Source organism: Pseudoalteromonas phenolica (assembly GCF_001444405.1).
Taxonomy (GTDB): domain Bacteria; phylum Pseudomonadota; class Gammaproteobacteria; order Enterobacterales; family Alteromonadaceae; genus Pseudoalteromonas; species Pseudoalteromonas phenolica.
Genome location: NZ_CP013187.1, coordinates 1,894,503 through 1,912,939, shown reverse-complemented (window position 1 = coordinate 1,912,939; position 18,437 = coordinate 1,894,503). Strand labels below are relative to the sequence as shown.

The following is an 18,437-nucleotide window of genomic DNA, read 5'->3' as shown; positions in this document are numbered from 1 at the left end:
CTGACCTTTTTTATTTGCAAGAAAAGGGTAATTTTCAGCACATCTATCGTGTTAGTTCGCCACGCATATTATCTTGCATCAGGTGTCTGACAGTTTCTAACTCAAGATTTTGACTAAACAGATAGTGTAATTTAGTTAAGCACGCTTCTAGTGTCATGTCATAACCACTTAATACGCCACAATTAAGCAAAGCATTGCCTGTTGCATAGCCACCCATATTCACTTGACCTTGAATACATTGGGTAAGGTTTACAATAACGGTGCCTTTATCAGTTGCAGATTTTAGTATCTCGAGAAATTCTGGCTGTTGTGGTGCATTGCCAACACCAAAACTAAGCAAGATTAAACCTTTAACATCTTCAGTAATGACACTTTTAACCATGTCTACAGATATACCTGGATACAAATATAAAATAGCTATTTTTTGAGACTTTATTGGAGTGACCTGCAGTGACTGTTCAACATAGGGACTCAATTTTCCCTCAATCAATTGTATGTTAATCCCTGATTGCGCAAGCGGTGATAAGTTTGGTGATGCAAATGCATTAAAACCATCTGCATGTGCTTTGGTGGCTCTGTTTCCCCGGAAAAGCTGATTGTTAAAAAATAAACTTACTTCAGCAATAGGGTAGTTCGCAGCTAAATACATTGCATTAAGCAGGTTGACTTGGCCATCAGAACGAAGTTGGGAGAGTGGTATTTGAGAACCGGTTACTATGACCGGTTTTGTCAAATTTTCAAACATGAATGACAATGCAGAAGCGGTATAAGCCATGGTATCAGTGCCATGAAGTACAACGAATCCGTCGTACTGATCATATTTAGACTTAATATCATCTGCGATTTGTTGCCAATGATGAGGTGACATATCCGAAGAGTCAATTAATGGGCAATATTCATGAATATCAAATAGAGGCATCTCTTCGCGGGTAAACTCGGCATTGTTCTTAACAGTTTCTGTTAAATAACCAGCAACAGGCACGTAACCACGAGATGATTGTTTCATACCAATTGTACCGCCAGTATAGGCGATGTAGATTTTTTTTCTTTTCATAAAAATAAGCCCAGATATCAATCTGGGCTTATTATATTCGTAAGCTTGTATTTATGACAGTGGATTAATAGGTCACATCGCAAGTTAAACAACGTGTGTAAATGTGGTTAGGGTCGTTGAACTCGTTTACGATATTAAGTTGTTCAATTACTTGTTCACCAAAACCACCAAATAGCTTTGAAAGCTTAGTGATGATGTTGCCAGACGAGCTATCAGTTTCAATTAAAGAACTAATCATTGCTGAACCTAATAAGTCTTTTAAGAATTGATCTTTTTCAGACAGCGTTTGTTCGATTGTTATGACATCAAAATTATCAAGATTAGCGAGTGAAGCTGCTGCATTTATCGCACCTTGTTTATCACCTAACTTATCAACTAAGCCAAAACTTTGTGCTTGAGTTGCAGTCCAAACGCGACCTTGTGCAACTTTATCAACGGCTGATTTATCTAATCCACGCTCTTGAGCGACTAAGGAAATAAATTTGTCATATGCATTTTCAACGCCCAACTGGAATACCTGAGAGAGCTTGTCTGAAATACCTCTTGATAAAGAGATATTATTTAACTCCGTTGTTGCAACCCCGTCAGAGTAGATCCCCATTGAATTTAAAGAATTCTCAAATGTTAAAATAGTACCGAATACACCAATTGAGCCTGTAATTGTACTGGGTGCGGCCCATATTTCATCTGCAGACATCGCGATCCAATAGCCACCTGAAGCTGCGACAGAGCCCATAGAAGCAATAATTGGTTTGCCAGCTTCTTTAATCGCAAGAACTTCGTTTCGAATGACTTCTGAAGCGAACATACTACCACCGCCAGAATCAATTCGAAGAACAACTGCTTTCACATTTTCATTCAAGCGAGCTTTCTTTAGAAGCGCGGCCGTTGAATCACCACCAATTCGTCCTGCTTTTTGTTTACCATCTACAATATTGCCTCTTGCTACAATAACCGCGACTTTATTATCAGAAGGCATTGTAAAACTAGGCAGGTTATTTAGCGATTCGAGATATTTGTTAAAACTGATGTTTTTAAATGTTTTACCTGAAGCATTTTTACCGACTTGTTCAATAAGTTGCGCTTGAAGTTGTTGATCTGTTTGCAACGTGTCTACCCAGCTATTTTGCAACGCGTATTGCGCATAATCACCATTAACAGCCTGCATTTTAGCTAAATATTTATCTGCTTTTTCATCAAAATTACTGACTTCAAACTCACGCGCTGCTGCGATATCTGACTTATATTGAGCCCATAACTCATCTAACCATAATTGATTGGCTTCTTTTGCTGCAGGAGACATATCATTGCGAATAAAGGGTTCTACAGCAGACTTATAAGTACCGACTCTAAATATGTGTTGAGTTACTTTTAGTTTCTCGAGTGCATCTTTAAAATAGAGCGGGTAGCTTGCAAAGCCTCTCAATTCAACGCCACCATATGGGTGAAGAGAGATCTCATCAGCATATGAAGCTAAAAAATATTGGCTCTGCGAGTAATATGCACCATGGGCGATGACTTTTTTACCTGATTTTTTGAAATCGACGATTGCCTTTGCGATAGCATCAAGTTTATTTAAGTGAGCACCATGTAAAGATTTCAGATTTAGTAGCAAAACTTGGATACGTGAATCTTGAGCAGCTGAGTTGATAACCTTGACGACATCGTCAACCAAAATCTCTTTTGGTTGGTCATTACTCGAAAACACCTCTCCGAAAGCAGCATCGACTGGGTCTACGTATGTTAGTTCTTCAACTAGCGAGCCGTTAAGGTTTAAGTTTAGAACAGCGCCGTCAGGTACATTTACCTGAGATTCTTGTTGCGGGACCGAGAATATAATCACTGCAAGAAGTCCAAAGAAAACCAAGTTTAAAACGAGTTTTCTCGAAAAATTTATTGCGGCCCAGAGGCCCTTAAAGAATTTACCTATATAAATCAAAGCTCACCTTTATCATTTAAATCTAATCTTTTTCACTAATACCATAATAACTGAGTTCATTTAATAGTGTTATATCTAAAACGTAACTAAGTATTTATAAGCTTACAGAACGTGCAGTTAGATTAAAATTCAGCTTTTTTACAAGATAATCTTTGCTAATTTGTTAAAAATTGCTAAGGTCTCAGGAGGTACGACCAGTTTTGAGAAATTAATCCATGTTAGAAGCACCATTAGAATTAAAAAATACAAGGTTGCGAAATAGACTCGTTATGGGCTCGATGCATACGGGCTTAGAAGAAGGGTGGTCAAATAGAAAGAAATTAGCTGCATTTTATGAAGAGCGTGCAAAAGGTGGCACAGGTCTAATAATAACAGGTGGATATAGTCCTAATGTTCGCGGCAAATTGACACCATTCGCATCTTCATTTAACACAGTGTTTGATGTCATCAAACACAAAGCCTACACCGATGCTGTTCACAAACATGACGGTAAAATCTGTTTGCAATTACTCCATGCAGGAAGATATGCGTATCACCCTTTTAGTGTAGCACCAAGCGCATTAAAGGCACCAATTACACCATTCAAACCAAAAGCAATGTCTTTAGGGCAAATTAAAGCGACGGTAAAAAGCTTTGCTAAATCTGCAAAACTTGCAGAAAAGGCGGGTTATGATGGCGTTGAAATCATGGGGTCAGAGGGCTATTTAATTAATGAGTTTATGGCGCCACATACTAACAAGCGAAAAGACAGTTATGGTGGTAGTTTAGAAAATAGAGTCAGGCTTGCGAAAGAAATTGTCGAAGCCGTAAGAAGGCAAGTATCTGACAAATTCATGATCATTTTTAGACTTTCTGTAATGGATCTAATTCCTGATGGTTCAACTAAAGATGAAGTCGAATATCAGGCTAAAGAGCTGGTTAAAGCAGGCGTTGATATTATCAACACAGGTATTGGTTGGCATGAAGCCCGAGTACCTACAATCGCAAGTATGGTGCCCGCAGGTGCTTTTAAAGAAGCATCCCAAAGATTGAAAGAATGGGTGGATGTGCCAGTCATCGCTGTGAACCGTATAAATACGCCTGAAATTGCCAATGATATATTAAATGCGAACCAGTCTGATCTTATCTCTATGGCACGCCCTTTGTTGGCTGATCCTGAATTCTTTAATAAGTACAAGCAGAATAAATCAGAACAAATTAACATCTGTATAGGCTGTAACCAAGGGTGTCTAGACCATGTGTTTAAGGGCCAACGTGCAACATGTTTGGTGAACCCTCAAGCTTGTTATGAGCTTGACTATCCATTAGAAAAAGCCTCTAAGGAAAAAAATGTACTAGTTGTGGGTGCCGGTCCAGCAGGTTTGTCAGCGGCGATATATTTAGCTAAAAAAGGTCATAAAGTAAAAATTATAGAGCGAAATAACTATGCGGGCGGGCAGTTCAATCTAGCTATGCAAGTGCCTGGTAAGGAAGATTTTAAAAAGACATTAAAATACTTCTTGCAAGAGGTAGAACGTTTAAATATTAATCTTGAATTAAACTGTGAATACTCATCTGATATGGATAGTAACTTTGATGATATTGTTTTTGCATCGGGGGTTAAACCGCGTGTAGCGAGTTTCCCATGCAAAGATGGCAAACGTGTCTATCACTATGATGAAGTTATTCGCGGTGAGGTTGAAATTGGTGACAAAGTTGCCATTCTAGGTGCTGGTGGTATTGGTTTTGATATGGTTGCATTTCTACAAGAGAAGCCTGAGCAATCCATTGAGGAATTTAAAGCTCAATGGGGCATAGAAACTGAGCAGAATCATACTGGCCCACAAAGACAACTTTATATGCTGAAGCGAAGTGAAGGGCGTTTTGGTTCAGAACTGGGTAAAACCACAGGTTGGATACACAGACAAGTTGCGAAACAACATAATGTCAAACAATTATCAGAGTGCGAATATTTAGGCTTTGATACACAAGGCTTAAAGATTAATCATAAGGGTGAAGAGCAATACTTAGATGTTGATACTGTGATAGCTTGTATTGGCCAGGTATCAAATAATGATATTTTTGATAAAGATGCGTTACCTGATAATCATCATGTGATTGGTGGTGCAAAACTAGCCGCTGCAATCGATGCGAAAAGAGCAATTTTTGAAGCGCTTCAGGTTGCACGAAAAATTTAGTCCTTTCTAAAAGCCTATAAATTAAGCCTGTCTAGTAAAAAGATGGGCTTTGTTTCTTTTATCGTTACTGACGAACACACAATCTTGATTATACTCAAAATATAGACAGCACCAATTGCTTAATTTTCTACTTTAGCAGTATGACTTATGTAAAACAGTAATACTTAGTTTTAGATAAAGTTATGCATTTGGTGTACATCACCTTCTTAACTGGTTTTCTTTATCTTTAATTGCTTTTAAGAGTGGTGGCTGTATGAAAGTGAACTCGTTTGTATAGTTGCTGTTTCAAACCTGCTTACTTTGATTCACGAACTTTTTAATAGTTAGGATCAATTATGTGGCGATGCACTTTTTATTTATGTTTTTACATGTTTATTGGGTGTAGCTTTTCAGCAATTTCATCAGAGCAGCCTCTTTTGAAGATCTCAAAAGCATTTAATAATCAAAAAACACAAGAGGCGTTTAGACTTGCTGAAATGTATTTTGATGACTTAGCAGGCATACCTGAGTTTGATTCTTTATACGGCCAAATTTGCCTTAAATTAAATAAAATTGATGAGGCTGTCTTTGCGTTTGAGAGGGCAATATCAGAAAAGTCTGATGATTATAGTGCTTATTACCTGTTAGCGCTAAGTTACGCAAAACAAAATAACCTCAACCAATCTGAACAAACACTTAGTAGTTTACTTTTACTCTCGATACCAAATGACCTTAGATTGAATATTGAAGAGACTTTACGTTTTGTAAAAAACAAAAGACAAAGTTTAGATTCTCATATAAGTCAGCGTATTTCAGTTAACTTAGGCCATGACTCAAATGTTAATAGTGGATCATTGGACGACAGAGTAGTTGTTTCAGGAATAGAAATTTTATTAGATGAAGCCAGTCTTGAGTCTTCTGATCGGTTTGCTCGATTTAGCTATGACTTATATGGAAAGTGGCAAAATACACAGTACGATGCTTGGCGATTAAACTTTAATTTCTCTCAGCAAACACATCACAGACTTTCTCAGTTTAATAGAAATCAAGCAAATGTTGGTTTCGGATATGAATTCGCAAAATCATATTATCGTTTCAATTTTCTTGGACTCGCTTCAGTCATGTCACTAGATGAGGCAACTTATCAACAACAAGTTGGTATAGCTTCCAGTATAGAGTATCAATTTTTGAAAAGTTGGGCGTTGGAATTAAATGGTAAAGCATCATCCATTAATAATGTTCAAAATGAACATCTAGACAGCGAAATTTTTGAATTAGGTCTAGGTTTTCTATATTTCGAAAAGAGCTTCTTAGCAAAAGTCACTCTTTTAAATGGTAAGCAAAATGCTGATTTACCGATTGCTAGGCACTATGGTCGTGATTACAAAGCTGCTTCTCTATATTTTTCTTATTCCTTTTCTTCTTTTCATTCATTTGTATTTAGTAGTCAATACAAAATAGTCGAGCATCATGATATTCATCCATTCTTTTTAATTTTACGAGATGAAAAAATGCGAGACGCTTCATTTGAATGGCGATATAACTTATCAAGACAATGGCAAATACAAACGCGTTTTAGTCATTACAAAAAGTCTAGCAATTTAGCAATTTATGAATTCGATCGAAGTGAGTTGTACTTAGGGGCTAGTTATGATTTCTAAAAAGCAAAAACTTTATTTAATTGCCATGATTAGTTTTGGGATATTCTTTAAAAACGCGGACGCACAGCAACAGCAAGCAGGAAAAACTTTGCTTGCAAAAGGGACCGTTGAGGCTATCTCTTTAGAAACGTCTGAAGTGAGGAGTTTAAAAAGAAGAACACCAGTATTTAAGGTTGATAAAGTTTCAACATATCAAAAGAGCCAAGCGCAATTGAAAATGATTGATGGTGCTCTATTGGCACTCAAAGAAAATACAGCGCTACATATAGAGGAGTATTTTTTAAGTTCTGAAGGTGATAAGGGCTCTGTCGTGATGGAATTAGTCTCTGGTGGCCTTCGCACAATTACAGGCAAGATAAAAGGTAAGTCTGATAACTACAAATTGAAGACACCAGTAGGAAGTATTGGGATAAGAGGCACGCATTACGAAGTCGAAATAGTAAATGGTGAATTATTTTTGGCAGTTTGGGATGGAACGATAGAAGTATCAAGCAACATACTTTTAGAGCCCCTTATTTTAGGAAGAGACGGTACTCATGCATTCGCAAAAATATCTGATGCTGGTGAGGTTAAGCCGTTATTAAAACCACCAGCAGAGCTGAGTTCACTTTCAGGCCAAGTAAATAAAGGCACAGATGATGTTAAAGAGGAAGTTACGGAATTAGTGACCTCTGTTAATTCCGAAAAATTAAATCTCGGGCTAACTATTCAAAGTAATCAGCAACCTTTGAAGAGTGAAGATATAAAAAAAGCCTTTGAAGACACCAGTTTTTTAACCGAAGAAGTCTTAGACACTTTCGCGACAGAAGATACAGAAGCGTTGTTGACTGAGCGAAAAGGTGTTATCGAATATTCTGATATAGAACAATTTGCTATCACATCAAGTAATGGAACTGTGAGCGACTTCTCAATGCGCATCAATGTAGATTTTGACAATGGCACAGTCCCTTTGGGTGAGATGTCATTCTCGGACAATGACGGCGAATGGTTTGCAACTTTCAATGGCTTAATCAACACAAATGGCATGCAACTCGGTGTTAATTACGCGAGTCATGGGCAAAATTTGGCAGATGGAGATATCAAAGCGCAGTTCAGTGACGAATTAAGGAAAATTAGAGGGAATTTTAGCCTATATGAAATTGACAATATAGCGACCACCGCGGGTGGTTTATTCGTCATTAAAGAGAAGTAGGTTTATAAGATGAAAAATGTCACTCACCTATTTTGTCTTTTACTAATTTCTTTACTTTTCGGTTGCGGTAGTGAGAAGAGTTCAGAGCAACCCATACCTAATTCAAGTAATTCTGATGGCGTTCAGGGCACTCCTTTTAGCAAGCAAATATATTCTTTTTCTTACAAAAGAATGGTCAAAGGTAATACCTTTAGAAAATCTCGACTCGTGTCTGAAGACTTCATGAATGCGAAAGCACAAATTAATACCCCACAAAGAGGTGACACTATAAGGGGAAATATCACAGTCACAGCAGAGCAAATTGAAGATGAGGAGGGGATAAAAAAAATTTGGTTAGGCTTTTCACAAAGCGATAAAGCATTTCTTATATGCAGCGAAAATTGCACATCGCCTTATCAACTTTTTGAAACAGGCATAAATCCACACAATTTCAATCAATCACCGGGTTCAATACAACTACAAATTTGGGTAGAGGATTTACAAGGGAATGTATCTTTAGCACAAAGCCAACAGATCAACTGGTTACCTGAAAAAGTCATCATGCGTGAAAGCATTAGGGAAGATGACTCAGTCACATTAAATTGGTTAGCATCATCAAGCATATTACGATACAACGCTTATTTGTCTGAATCGCCCATAGATGAACTTGCAGACTTTATTCTGACTAAGCCAAACCAACGTATGATATCCATCACTAACAATTCGCATGTGTTTGAGAAGCTATCCGCGAGAAAAAACTATTATGCGAGAGTGACAGGTATCGATGGTAGTGGTGAGAGTGCCTTTAGTGAAAATATACTCATCTCGGCACAAGAAGTTATTTTTCCAATTGCTGTAAATGATGAATTTCAAATTGAACAATTTGAGTCATTAAGTGGAAATTTGCTTGCAAACGACCAAGATAATGGTCTGTCTCCAATAATATTAGAACTTACGCCAGTAATTGCCCCTGAGTATGGTGAGTTAACCTTATTTGAAAATGGTGATTTCACCTATACGCCACAAAATAACTTTTCTGGCTTGGATAGTTTTAAATATAGAATCATAAATCCACAAGGCCTTACATCTGAGGCGATAGTAACGATTACAATAAAGCAAATTAATACAGCCCCTGTTGCATTATTCAATGAGTTTCTAGTTTCTGCAAACAGTGAATTCCGTAACACTTCAAACGCACTCATACTCAATGATATTGATTTTGATGGGGGGCAATTATCTATCAATACTTTACCAGTTAAAGATGTTGAACATGGTACTTTGATCTTAGATAACTCAGGATCATTTAGCTATACACCTGAAGAAGGGTTTATTGGTGAAGATACGTTTATTTATCAACTTCAAGATGGGCAAGGGGGAGAAGACACTGGTGAAGTAAAACTTACTGTAGTTGAAGAAGTAATCCAACCTGTTCACGTGAGTGTTAATGATGATTATTTACTAAATGAAGATGAGGTATTGAGTATTGATGCACCTGGTATTTTAGTTAACGACATTGGGAAAAACTTACAGTCATATAATTTAACAATATCACAAATCACTATGAATGGAGTTTTAGAGCTATCCCCATCTGGTTCATTTAGGTATTTTCCAGATGAGAATTTTTATGGCTCAGATTATTTTATTTACGAAGTTGAAAACGCTGAAGGGGTAACAACATCAGCGTTTGTATTACTCAAGATCAATGCCGTTAATGATGCACCTGTAACTCAAGATGATGATATATCGGTCAGTCAAAATCAGTCTATCTCAATAGCTGTCTTAGCAAATGACTATGACGTTGACAGTGAAATAGATAGAGCAAGCTTACAGGTCGTCGAGCAAGCCAAACATGGTGATGTGAAATTGAACTTAGAAACAGGCACGATTGAATATAAAAGTGCCGTAGATTTTAGGGGACAAGATAGCTTTAGTTATGTTGTTTATGATACTGAGGGGGTAGAGTCAAATACCTCAACAGTATTTATTGATGTAACTGGTCCAAATAAATCACCTATAGCAACGAATGATAGCGCTGAGACTCAACAAGACACACCGATTGAAATTAGTATTCTAGGTAATGATACAGATATTGATGGCACTATTGATTTGAATACCGTCAAGCTTGTGACTGAACCACTAAATGGCACAGCAACTTTTTCTGTTGAACTAAGTAAAATAATTTATATACCCAACTCGGACTTTCATGGTACAGATGTTTTAACTTATAGCTTTAAAGATAATGAAGGTGCTTCATCAAATGAAGCCACAGTAACAATTACTGTGAGTAGAATTAACAAGCCGCCCATAGCCATGGACGATAGTTTTGACGTGGATGACGGAACCACGCTTGAGCTGAATATACTGCAAAACGATTCAGATACAGATGGCACTATTAACAGTTCAACACTAGAAATTTTAAACACTGTGCAATATGGTGATTTAGAGGTGTTATCGAATGGCAATGTGTTATACACAAATACTGACCGTAGCACAGCATTAGATAGTTTTACATATCGATTTAAAGATAATGAAGACGCATTTTCAAATAGTGCGACTGTGACAATAGAGATTATCATTCATGACACTTCTCCACTCACTGAAACTGATAGTGCTACCACATTTAAAAATCAATCAATAAATTTAAATGTGTTATCAAATGATGATTTTTTAGGAGTTCCTACATCTGAAAGTCCTGTAGTTATTGAAAATCAACCAAGTAACGGTGTAGTAACAATCGTTAACCAAAACGGAGAGGTTAGCTATACACCAACATTTAACTATATTGGTTACGATACGTTTAGTTACAGAGCAGTAAACAGTGATGGAGAGAGCTCTGACCCAACCAGTGTTTCAATTCTTGTTAATAACAAAAACTATCCACCGGTTATTGAGGCTTTGACTGTGGATATCACAACAGAGTCAAACAATGGAGATGTCATTGCTGCGATACAAGCGTCAGATCCTGATGATGACGAAGTTTCTTTCGAATTGATGGGCGAGTATGCAATGTTATTTACTATTAGTAGCTCTGGATTAGTCACGATAAACGATATTGAAACAATCATGGCTAATGGTGACGCACAATACGTTGTGATAACAAAAGTATGTGATCAAGTAGAACCGCCATTATGCAGCGAATCAAGCTTGACTGTAAATGTAGAACAAATATTACCAACTGAAATTGTGGTGGTTAACACTGAATATGCAAACTCAGGGATCGCTTCAGTAAACTTACGTTCATCCTTTGAAAGCCATGAGGTGGGTGAAGCAATTGCACTTGCGGATGAAAGTATGCTTATTACTTCTGGAGTGGGTCATTATGATGAGCTACAGGGACGAAATATCCATAGAGCTGTAATTACAAAAATAACACCTTTTGGAGAAATAGATACAAGCTTTGCAAATGAAGGGGTATTTGAGACTGATTTAGGTATTTTAGTTGATGGACTTCCTCAAAATATATTAGGACAAAACCTAGCCTTTGATGACATCAATAAACTTATCTATGTTTCTGGATATATAGATAAAGGTGATTCACAAGATTTATTTATAATGAGGCTAACAGAGAGTGGACAACTCGATACTAGTTTCGCAAATTCTGGGTACTATTTTGAGGCATCAGAGTCAGGTGACAAAGCTTCATCTGTAGATTTAATAATTGAATCAAACTCTTTAGTTGCACTAATCAATATTGAAAATGGTACGTTAACCGAAAGCCGGCTACTTCGACTTAATTTAGACAGTTATTCAGTTTCGCACAGTCTTGATATTGCCGTTGACATAGGTAGTGAGGCCGAAGGTTTGGAAGTATTATCTGAAACTCAATATATGGTGTTTGGTCAGACTACCAATGCAAATAATAACTTAGATATTTATTTAGCTAAAATTAACATCGCTGATCTATCTTTAGATAACAGCTTTCAAAATTCGGGTTATATGCAGCTTGATTTATCGAACGAAAATGTTGATAACAGAATCAAAGCACTCGTTGTTTTACCTGATAACAAATTGATGCTTACAGGAGACCATTTAACTGTATTTGGTGACTACGTAACACCCGATAAATATAGCTTATTTCTGATAAAAATTGATCAAACTGGTGACTTTGATACTGCATTTAACGGTACTGGTTATCGTGTATATGATGAAGAAGAATTGCCCACGTTAGATGAAGAGGATTTATTAAGTTTTAACGCACAAGGTGTTGATCTGAAAGTAGCTTCGGAATCAGTTTTTGTCACTATTAACAGAGAGATATATAGTAATAACAAAGCGGTTCAGGTAATTAAGGTCGGTTTAGATAGTGAAATAGACTTGAGCTGGAACTCTCCTAATGCTGGCATAACTGCATTTGACCTTGATGGTGTTCGAAGTAATGGTATGTTAGCGGTGGATGCAGGTTATATATTATACGGACAAAATCATAATAATATTGGGTATAACTTTTATACCAGTCAATGGCTTGCAAAAGTCTCTTTATCTGGTGAATTTGACAGTGTGTATGGCTACGAAGGTCAATCTACAATAAATTCGTCTTCATCAGAAGAGTATGTAATAGGTAGCAGTAAACAAAGTAACGGTGACTTATTATTAGCTGGGCACACACTGAGCTGGCAGAATGAACGAGTACCTTATGTTTACAGCATAGATTATACAGGCAAGGAAAATAAATCCTTCGGTGTTCTAGGGTTGAGTTTACCTAATTTAATTTCTGATGCTAACTCAACGTCGATAACAGTAAACGATGATGATTCAATATTTTTAATTGGTAATGAAGGCGAGAGTACGGCATTTATTTCTAAATTGACTCCTTCTGGCTTAAGTGACAACTTATATGCATACGGTAACAATGCCAGTTTTATTTATTCCTCAGAGTTTTCTGCTCAATCAATAGAGCCAATTCAAATACATCAACTAGAAACTCAAGAGCAGCTTGTTTTAAGTAATGTTTTCGATGGATGCATAAATAAATCTATAGGTGTTTATTTATCTCCATTAGGAGAGAATCAATCCGACTTTTTGTTCGAACCGCCAGCAGGTTATGAGTGTTTATCCAATGCCTTTAAGTTAGATAAAGTTCATGTTGAAGACACCAGTACTTTCGGTATTGGTACTGATGGTCAGTCTTATGCAGCTCCTCGTATCGTTATGGTCAATGTAGATAGTTCAGGAAATTTGGTTTCAGAATTTGGTGAGGCTGGTATTTCAACAATTAATGTCGGAACATTGCAAGAACAAAACTTAACTGTTAACGGTTATTTACGCGAGTTAGATGGAAGTTTTTATATTTATGGGCGATCTTCTATTGACAATTTTATTGTAAAGGTAAATAGCTTAGGAGAAGTAGATTCCTCTTTTGCTACTAATGGCATTTTTAAGTTTAGTGATTACAGTAACGATTTTGTAGAAATTAAGAAGATACTTTTTGGTTCACAGGATAGATTAATACTGTTTTCTCAATCTTCAACAAGCAATGGAATTTATATATCTAGATTACTTAATGGAACTGATCAAGGTTCTATAGACACCCAATTAAACGAAGTCGGTTACCAAGAACTAAGTATCGATATAGATTCAGAACTTATAGATGTTCAGTACCATATTGATAACAGTAGTTTCTTGTTTGTTTTACAAGACTCTTTACAAAAAAGAATAGCTGTAGCTGCTATCCTTATAACAGAGCAGTAATAGGATCTTATAATGAAGTTGACCTTTTATGGTGTGAGGGGATCCGTACCCACACCAGGGCAAAATACAGCCAAGTATGGTGGTAATACTACAAGTATATTGTTAGAAAATAACGCAGGTGAGTTTCTTATTTTAGATGCGGGTACTGGTATTCGTAGCCTTGGCAGAGAGATTCCAAAAGGTGAAAATGAAATTTATATTCTTTTAAGTCACAATCATTGGGATCATATTCAGGGGTTTCCTTACTTTGATCCTATTTATAACCCGCAGAAAAAAATAACAATCATTCCAGGATTAACACATGAAAATGAGCCTAATGCAATTTTAAAACAAATGAATGGCAGTTTTTTCCCAATTAATCCTAACGAACTTGCTGCAACTATCTCTGTTTCACCCATAAAGGAAGATAACTGGGAGTATAAAACATTTGAGATTTTACGATGTAAAATGAATCATCCGGGGGGAGGGAGTGCATATAAAATTACTACAGATGAAGTATCAATTGTTTATGCAACAGATAACGAATTATTTCCTCCTTACCCAGTTTCAACAAGCTTCGATGAGTGGGTCCAGTTTTCAAGAAATGCTGACTTTTTGATACACGATGGGCAATATTTGCCAGAAGATTATCCACTAAAATGTGGTTGGGGCCATAGTCAAATTCAACATGCTTTAGACTTAGCTAAGCAAGCGCAGGTTAAGAATCTAGTTTTTGTAAGCCATGACCCTGACAGAACAGACGATCAACTAGATAAACTACAATCGGAGTTAGAACAGAGTGATTACGAATTCAGAATTCTTTTTGCTTATGAAGGACTAACGCTTTAATGAATGTGAGGGCAACATGGACTCACTATAAATTTCAATGGCTAAGCGGCGTTCTAATTATTGCTATAAGCATATTTTTACATATTTCTTTTTTAGTACCAGGCTCTAAACAAGGTGACTTTTTTAAGCGGTTAGAGGGACTTGCATATGATCTGAGGCTTCAGTCTACTTTGTCAATACATCCTAAACGAGATTTTTTGCCAATAATAATTGTCGATATTGATGAAAAAAGCATTGATAAACTTGGACGCTTCCCATGGAGTCGAGCTGTTATTGCAAAGTTACACACAAATCTAGTTAATGCGGGTGTTTCTGTAATTGCTTATGACGTTTTATTTTCGGAGTCAGAACAAAATCCAATTGATAGAGTTATTGGGAAAAGTAATGATATTGAGCTTAACTCTAGACTAGCTAAAGTCAGAGATAATTATGACGCTGATAAAGAATTCTCTGAAGCTTTAATTCAAAGTGATGCTGTTATAGGCCTATTGTTAGAGCACAATAAGACTTTACAAATTGGCACTTTGCCAAAGTCTATTTTTGAAAGTGATGTTCCAGCTGAACTTTTACCAGCTCCAGAATTTTCTGGATATGTCGCAGGGCTTAGTACTTTACAAGAAAGTGCCCTGGGTAATGGCTTCATTAATAGTGCACCGGACAAAGATGGTTTTGTTCGTTATGCAATGCTACTAGCGAAATACAATAATCATCTCTACCCATCTTTAGCGCTCGAAGTGGCACGACTTTATACCCTCTCAGATGTAATAAGCATAGAATCTGAAGAATTTGGTGAAGATTACACAATCACTGGCGTTAAACTTGGTATTGACACAATTCCAACGGATGATTACGGAAGAGTTGCGATTCCATTTCGTGGACCAGCATTTAGTTTTCCATATGTCTCTGCCATTGATGTATTTGAAAATAAATTTGATAAAGCAAGTTTTGAACAGTCAATTGTTTTTATTGGTACTTCTGCAGTAGGCCATGCTGATTTGCGTACAACTCCTGTTGGAGTTCAATATCCGGGTGTTGAAGTCCATGCAAATTTGTTAGAAGGGTTAGTTTTTCCTGAGTTGTTGCCTAGCAGACCTGATTGGATCGATGGAGCTGTGGTTTTAATTATTCTATTTGTTGGTCTAGTTGGCCTATTTGTTCTGCCAACACTTGGTTTGATTGGGATTATTTTATATTTCTTTGTATCAATTTTTTTATTTTTGGCTTTAAACATTTATGGTTGGAGCCAACACTATTTAGATTTGCCGCAGGTCGCAATTCTGACTTTAATAATATTGCAAGTAGTTATTCTTGGCAGTCTGAGCTTTCTAAACGAACACAGGCAAAAAGTTAAGATTAAAAATATCTTTGATCAGTATGTTCCACCAGCTCACATTCAATCAATGCTAGACGACCCCAAATCAATGTCGGTGTCAGGTGAACGTCGAAATATGTCCGTACTTTTTGCTGATATACGAAATTTTACCGCTATTTCAGAACAGTTGAATGCGACCGAGCTTAAAGAACTGCTTAATCAGTATTTTACGCCAGTCACAAAAATTATATTTGAACATGAAGGTACAATTGACAAATATGTTGGTGACATGGTGATGGCATTTTGGAATGCACCTCTGACAGTTGAAGAACATGAACAAATGGCTGTATTGTGTGCTCTTAAAATGCAAATGAAAGTGAAGGCGCTTGAGAATCGATTATCTAAAGATAATATGCCATCTTTTGAAATTGGTATCGGAATTAATTCAGGTGAAATGAATGTTGGAGATATGGGGTCAATATATCGCAGAGCATATACAGTGATCGGGGATTCAGTAAATTTAGCTTCAAGGTTAGAAGGGATCACAAAGTATTACGGAGTAAAGATATTAGTGAGCGAAACCACTCAGTCAAAATGCAAAGATATAGCTTTTAGGCTGATAGATAAAGTAAAAGTAAAAGGCAAAGATAAAGCTGTCACAATTTACGAACCGATAAAATTGTCCGTTGATTTAACGGAAAAAGAAATTAAAAAACTAAATTTACATAAAAAAGCCTTGTCTTCATATTTAAAACAAAATTGGGATGAATCATTAGAAGTATTTACTACACTTATGATTAATCACCCTGAAGATAAATTGTATGAGATTTTTTGTGAACGGATCACACATCTTAAAACGATACAACTAGGTGAAGATTGGGATGGTAGCTATAAACACGTTACTAAATAAGGTTTAAACATGACCCAAGTTATTTCAGAAAATACTAAGCTAACTGATGAGAATGAAAGTCAACTTGCTTTAGAACATTTATTAAAATTAGCTACAGACTTAGCTTCTGAACGTTGTACAGAGCGTTTACTTGAAAATATTTTACTAAGTGCAATGGCGCTAACAGGGTGTGATGGAGGCACTATTTATTCTGTTATTGAACACGAATATTTAGGATTTGCGACACTAATAAATAAACCTCTTGAACTTCATTTAGGCGGTACCTCTGATAAAGATATTCCGTATTCGCCAATCCCTATATTCATTAATAAGAAACCGAATGAAAAAGCGTTAGTTGCAATCTCCGCTGCGACGAGAAAACCAATTTGTATTGATGACGTGTACTCTTGTGCAGAGTATGACTTGACAGCCGCGAGACAAATGGACGAAAAAACTGGCTATCACACTCAATCAGTATTGACCATTCCACTTGAAAATCATGAAGACGAATTAAATGGGGTACTGCAACTTATTAACCCCCGAGTAAATGATGAAGTAGTTCCTTTTACAAATCAGCAAGTTGACTTGATTTGCTCTATTGGTGCATTAGCAGCGGTTGCATTAACAAATAGGCAGTTGATTGATAACATGGAGGAGCTTTTTCAATCTTTTACACGTTTAATTGCTAAAGCGATAGATGAGAAGTCACCTTATACGGGTGGGCATTGCAGAAGGGTGCCTATCTTAACAATGATGATTGCAGAAGCGGTTCACCAATATCAAACCGGTCCACTGAAAGACTTTACAATGACTGATGCTGATAAACATGAATTATCGGTAGCAGGTTGGTTACATGACTGTGGGAAGATAGCGATCCCTGAATCAGTTATGGACAAATCTACTAAGCTTGAATGTATATTCGATAGAATCGAGTTGATAAAATGTAAAATCGAGATAGCCAAAAGAGATGTTGAAATAAACCTTCTAAAAGCTAAATTAGCTGCAAGCGAGAGTTCTGCTGAAATTCTTAATGAGTTAGACACCAGTTATCACAGAGAAATGTCATATCTTGATTCAGAATTGGCTTTTTTGAAAGAGATAAACTTAGGTGGCGAATTTATGTCAGATGAGCTTAAGAAGAGAGTTTTAGACCTCGCAGAACGTTTTCGAATTAATATCGATGGTGAATCTCAACCCTTATTAACTGACAATGAAGTCTATAACTTAAACATCACGAAAGGTACGCTTACACAAGAAGAAAGAAACATAATTAACAAACACATGGACATAACAATCTCGATGTTAGAGGCGTTACCTTTTCCAAAACATTTGAAAAGAGTGCCTGAATTTGCTGGTGGACATCATGAAAAAATGGATGGAACAGGGTATCCGAAAGGATTAACTAGGGAACAAATGTCAGTTCCAGCAAGAATGATGGCCATCGCAGACATTTTTGAAGCTCTAACAGCAGCAGATAGACCATACAAAGATGCGAAGCCGCTTAGTGAATGTTTATCAATTATGTCGAAAATGACAGAGCATAAGCATCTCGACCCTGATTTATTTGAGATATTCTTAAAATCTGGTGTCTATATGAACTATGCACAGCAGTTCTTAAAACCTGAGCAAATAGATGACGTTGAGCTGAGTAAATTAATCGCAAACTAATCTATTTAGATAAACAGATAGAAAAAAGGAATACTCAAACTATCAGGGTTATTACTACAACTCTTTTTATT

9 protein-coding genes are annotated in these 18,437 nt (G+C 36.6%); 7 read left to right on the top strand and 2 right to left on the bottom strand.

From position 1 onward, the window contains the following. Positions 1 to 43: 43 nt before the first annotated feature. Positions 44 to 1,054 (bottom strand): asparaginase, encoded by a 1,011-nt coding sequence (gene ansA / locus PP2015_RS08380; protein ID WP_058029841.1) that lies wholly within the window; start codon positions 1,052 to 1,054, stop codon positions 44 to 46. 64 nt (positions 1,055 to 1,118) lie between these two features. Next, on the bottom strand, positions 1,119 to 2,993 hold the full coding sequence (gene sppA, locus PP2015_RS08375) for a signal peptide peptidase SppA (RefSeq protein ID WP_058029840.1): 1,875 nt from the start codon (positions 2,991 to 2,993) through the stop codon (positions 1,119 to 1,121). 215 nt (positions 2,994 to 3,208) lie between these two features. Between sppA and PP2015_RS08370 the strand changes: the two genes are divergently transcribed. From PP2015_RS08370 to PP2015_RS08340, 7 genes are all read left to right on the top strand, one after another. Continuing rightward, on the top strand, positions 3,209 to 5,170 hold the full coding sequence (locus PP2015_RS08370; RefSeq protein ID WP_058029839.1) for an FAD-dependent oxidoreductase: 1,962 nt from the start codon (positions 3,209 to 3,211) through the stop codon (positions 5,168 to 5,170). A gap of 416 nt (positions 5,171 to 5,586) precedes the next feature. Next, positions 5,587 to 6,810 carry a tetratricopeptide repeat protein gene (locus tag PP2015_RS08365; RefSeq protein ID WP_169792722.1) on the top strand — a complete coding sequence of 408 codons (1,224 nt, stop codon included), beginning with the start codon at positions 5,587 to 5,589 and terminating at the stop codon, positions 6,808 to 6,810. After that, complete coding sequence (locus tag PP2015_RS08360) at positions 6,800 to 8,002, top strand: FecR family protein (RefSeq protein WP_058029837.1); 1,203 nt, start codon at positions 6,800 to 6,802, stop codon at positions 8,000 to 8,002. Before PP2015_RS08365 ends, PP2015_RS08360 begins: the two co-directional genes overlap by 11 nt. 9 nt (positions 8,003 to 8,011) lie before the next feature. After that, entirely contained in the window at positions 8,012 to 13,669 is a 5,658-nt protein-coding gene (locus PP2015_RS08355; protein ID WP_058029836.1) for an Ig-like domain-containing protein, read from the top strand. A 12-nt stretch (positions 13,670 to 13,681) separates the two neighbouring features. Next, entirely contained in the window at positions 13,682 to 14,497 is an 816-nt protein-coding gene (locus tag PP2015_RS08350; RefSeq protein ID WP_058029835.1) for an MBL fold metallo-hydrolase, read from the top strand. Then, positions 14,497 to 16,719, top strand: coding sequence for a CHASE2 domain-containing protein (locus PP2015_RS08345; protein WP_058029834.1), 2,223 nt, complete (start codon positions 14,497 to 14,499; stop codon positions 16,717 to 16,719). The genes PP2015_RS08350 and PP2015_RS08345 overlap by 1 nt, the downstream gene beginning before the upstream one ends. 9 nt (positions 16,720 to 16,728) lie before the next feature. Further along, complete coding sequence (locus PP2015_RS08340) at positions 16,729 to 18,366, top strand: HD domain-containing phosphohydrolase (RefSeq protein ID WP_058029833.1); 1,638 nt, start codon at positions 16,729 to 16,731, stop codon at positions 18,364 to 18,366. Positions 18,367 to 18,437 lie beyond the last annotated feature (71 nt).

Coding starts and splice junctions, on each gene's coding strand:
- ansA (WP_058029841.1), bottom strand. CDS start 1,054: ATGAAAAGAAAAAAAATCTACATCGCCTATACTGGCGGTACAATTGGT.
- PP2015_RS08370 (WP_058029839.1), top strand. CDS start 3,209: ATGTTAGAAGCACCATTAGAATTAAAAAATACAAGGTTGCGAAATAGA.
- PP2015_RS08360 (WP_058029837.1), top strand. CDS start 6,800: ATGATTTCTAAAAAGCAAAAACTTTATTTAATTGCCATGATTAGTTTT.
- PP2015_RS08355 (WP_058029836.1), top strand. CDS start 8,012: ATGAAAAATGTCACTCACCTATTTTGTCTTTTACTAATTTCTTTACTT.
- PP2015_RS08350 (WP_058029835.1), top strand. CDS start 13,682: ATGAAGTTGACCTTTTATGGTGTGAGGGGATCCGTACCCACACCAGGG.
- PP2015_RS08345 (WP_058029834.1), top strand. CDS start 14,497: ATGAATGTGAGGGCAACATGGACTCACTATAAATTTCAATGGCTAAGC.
- PP2015_RS08340 (WP_058029833.1), top strand. CDS start 16,729: ATGACCCAAGTTATTTCAGAAAATACTAAGCTAACTGATGAGAATGAA.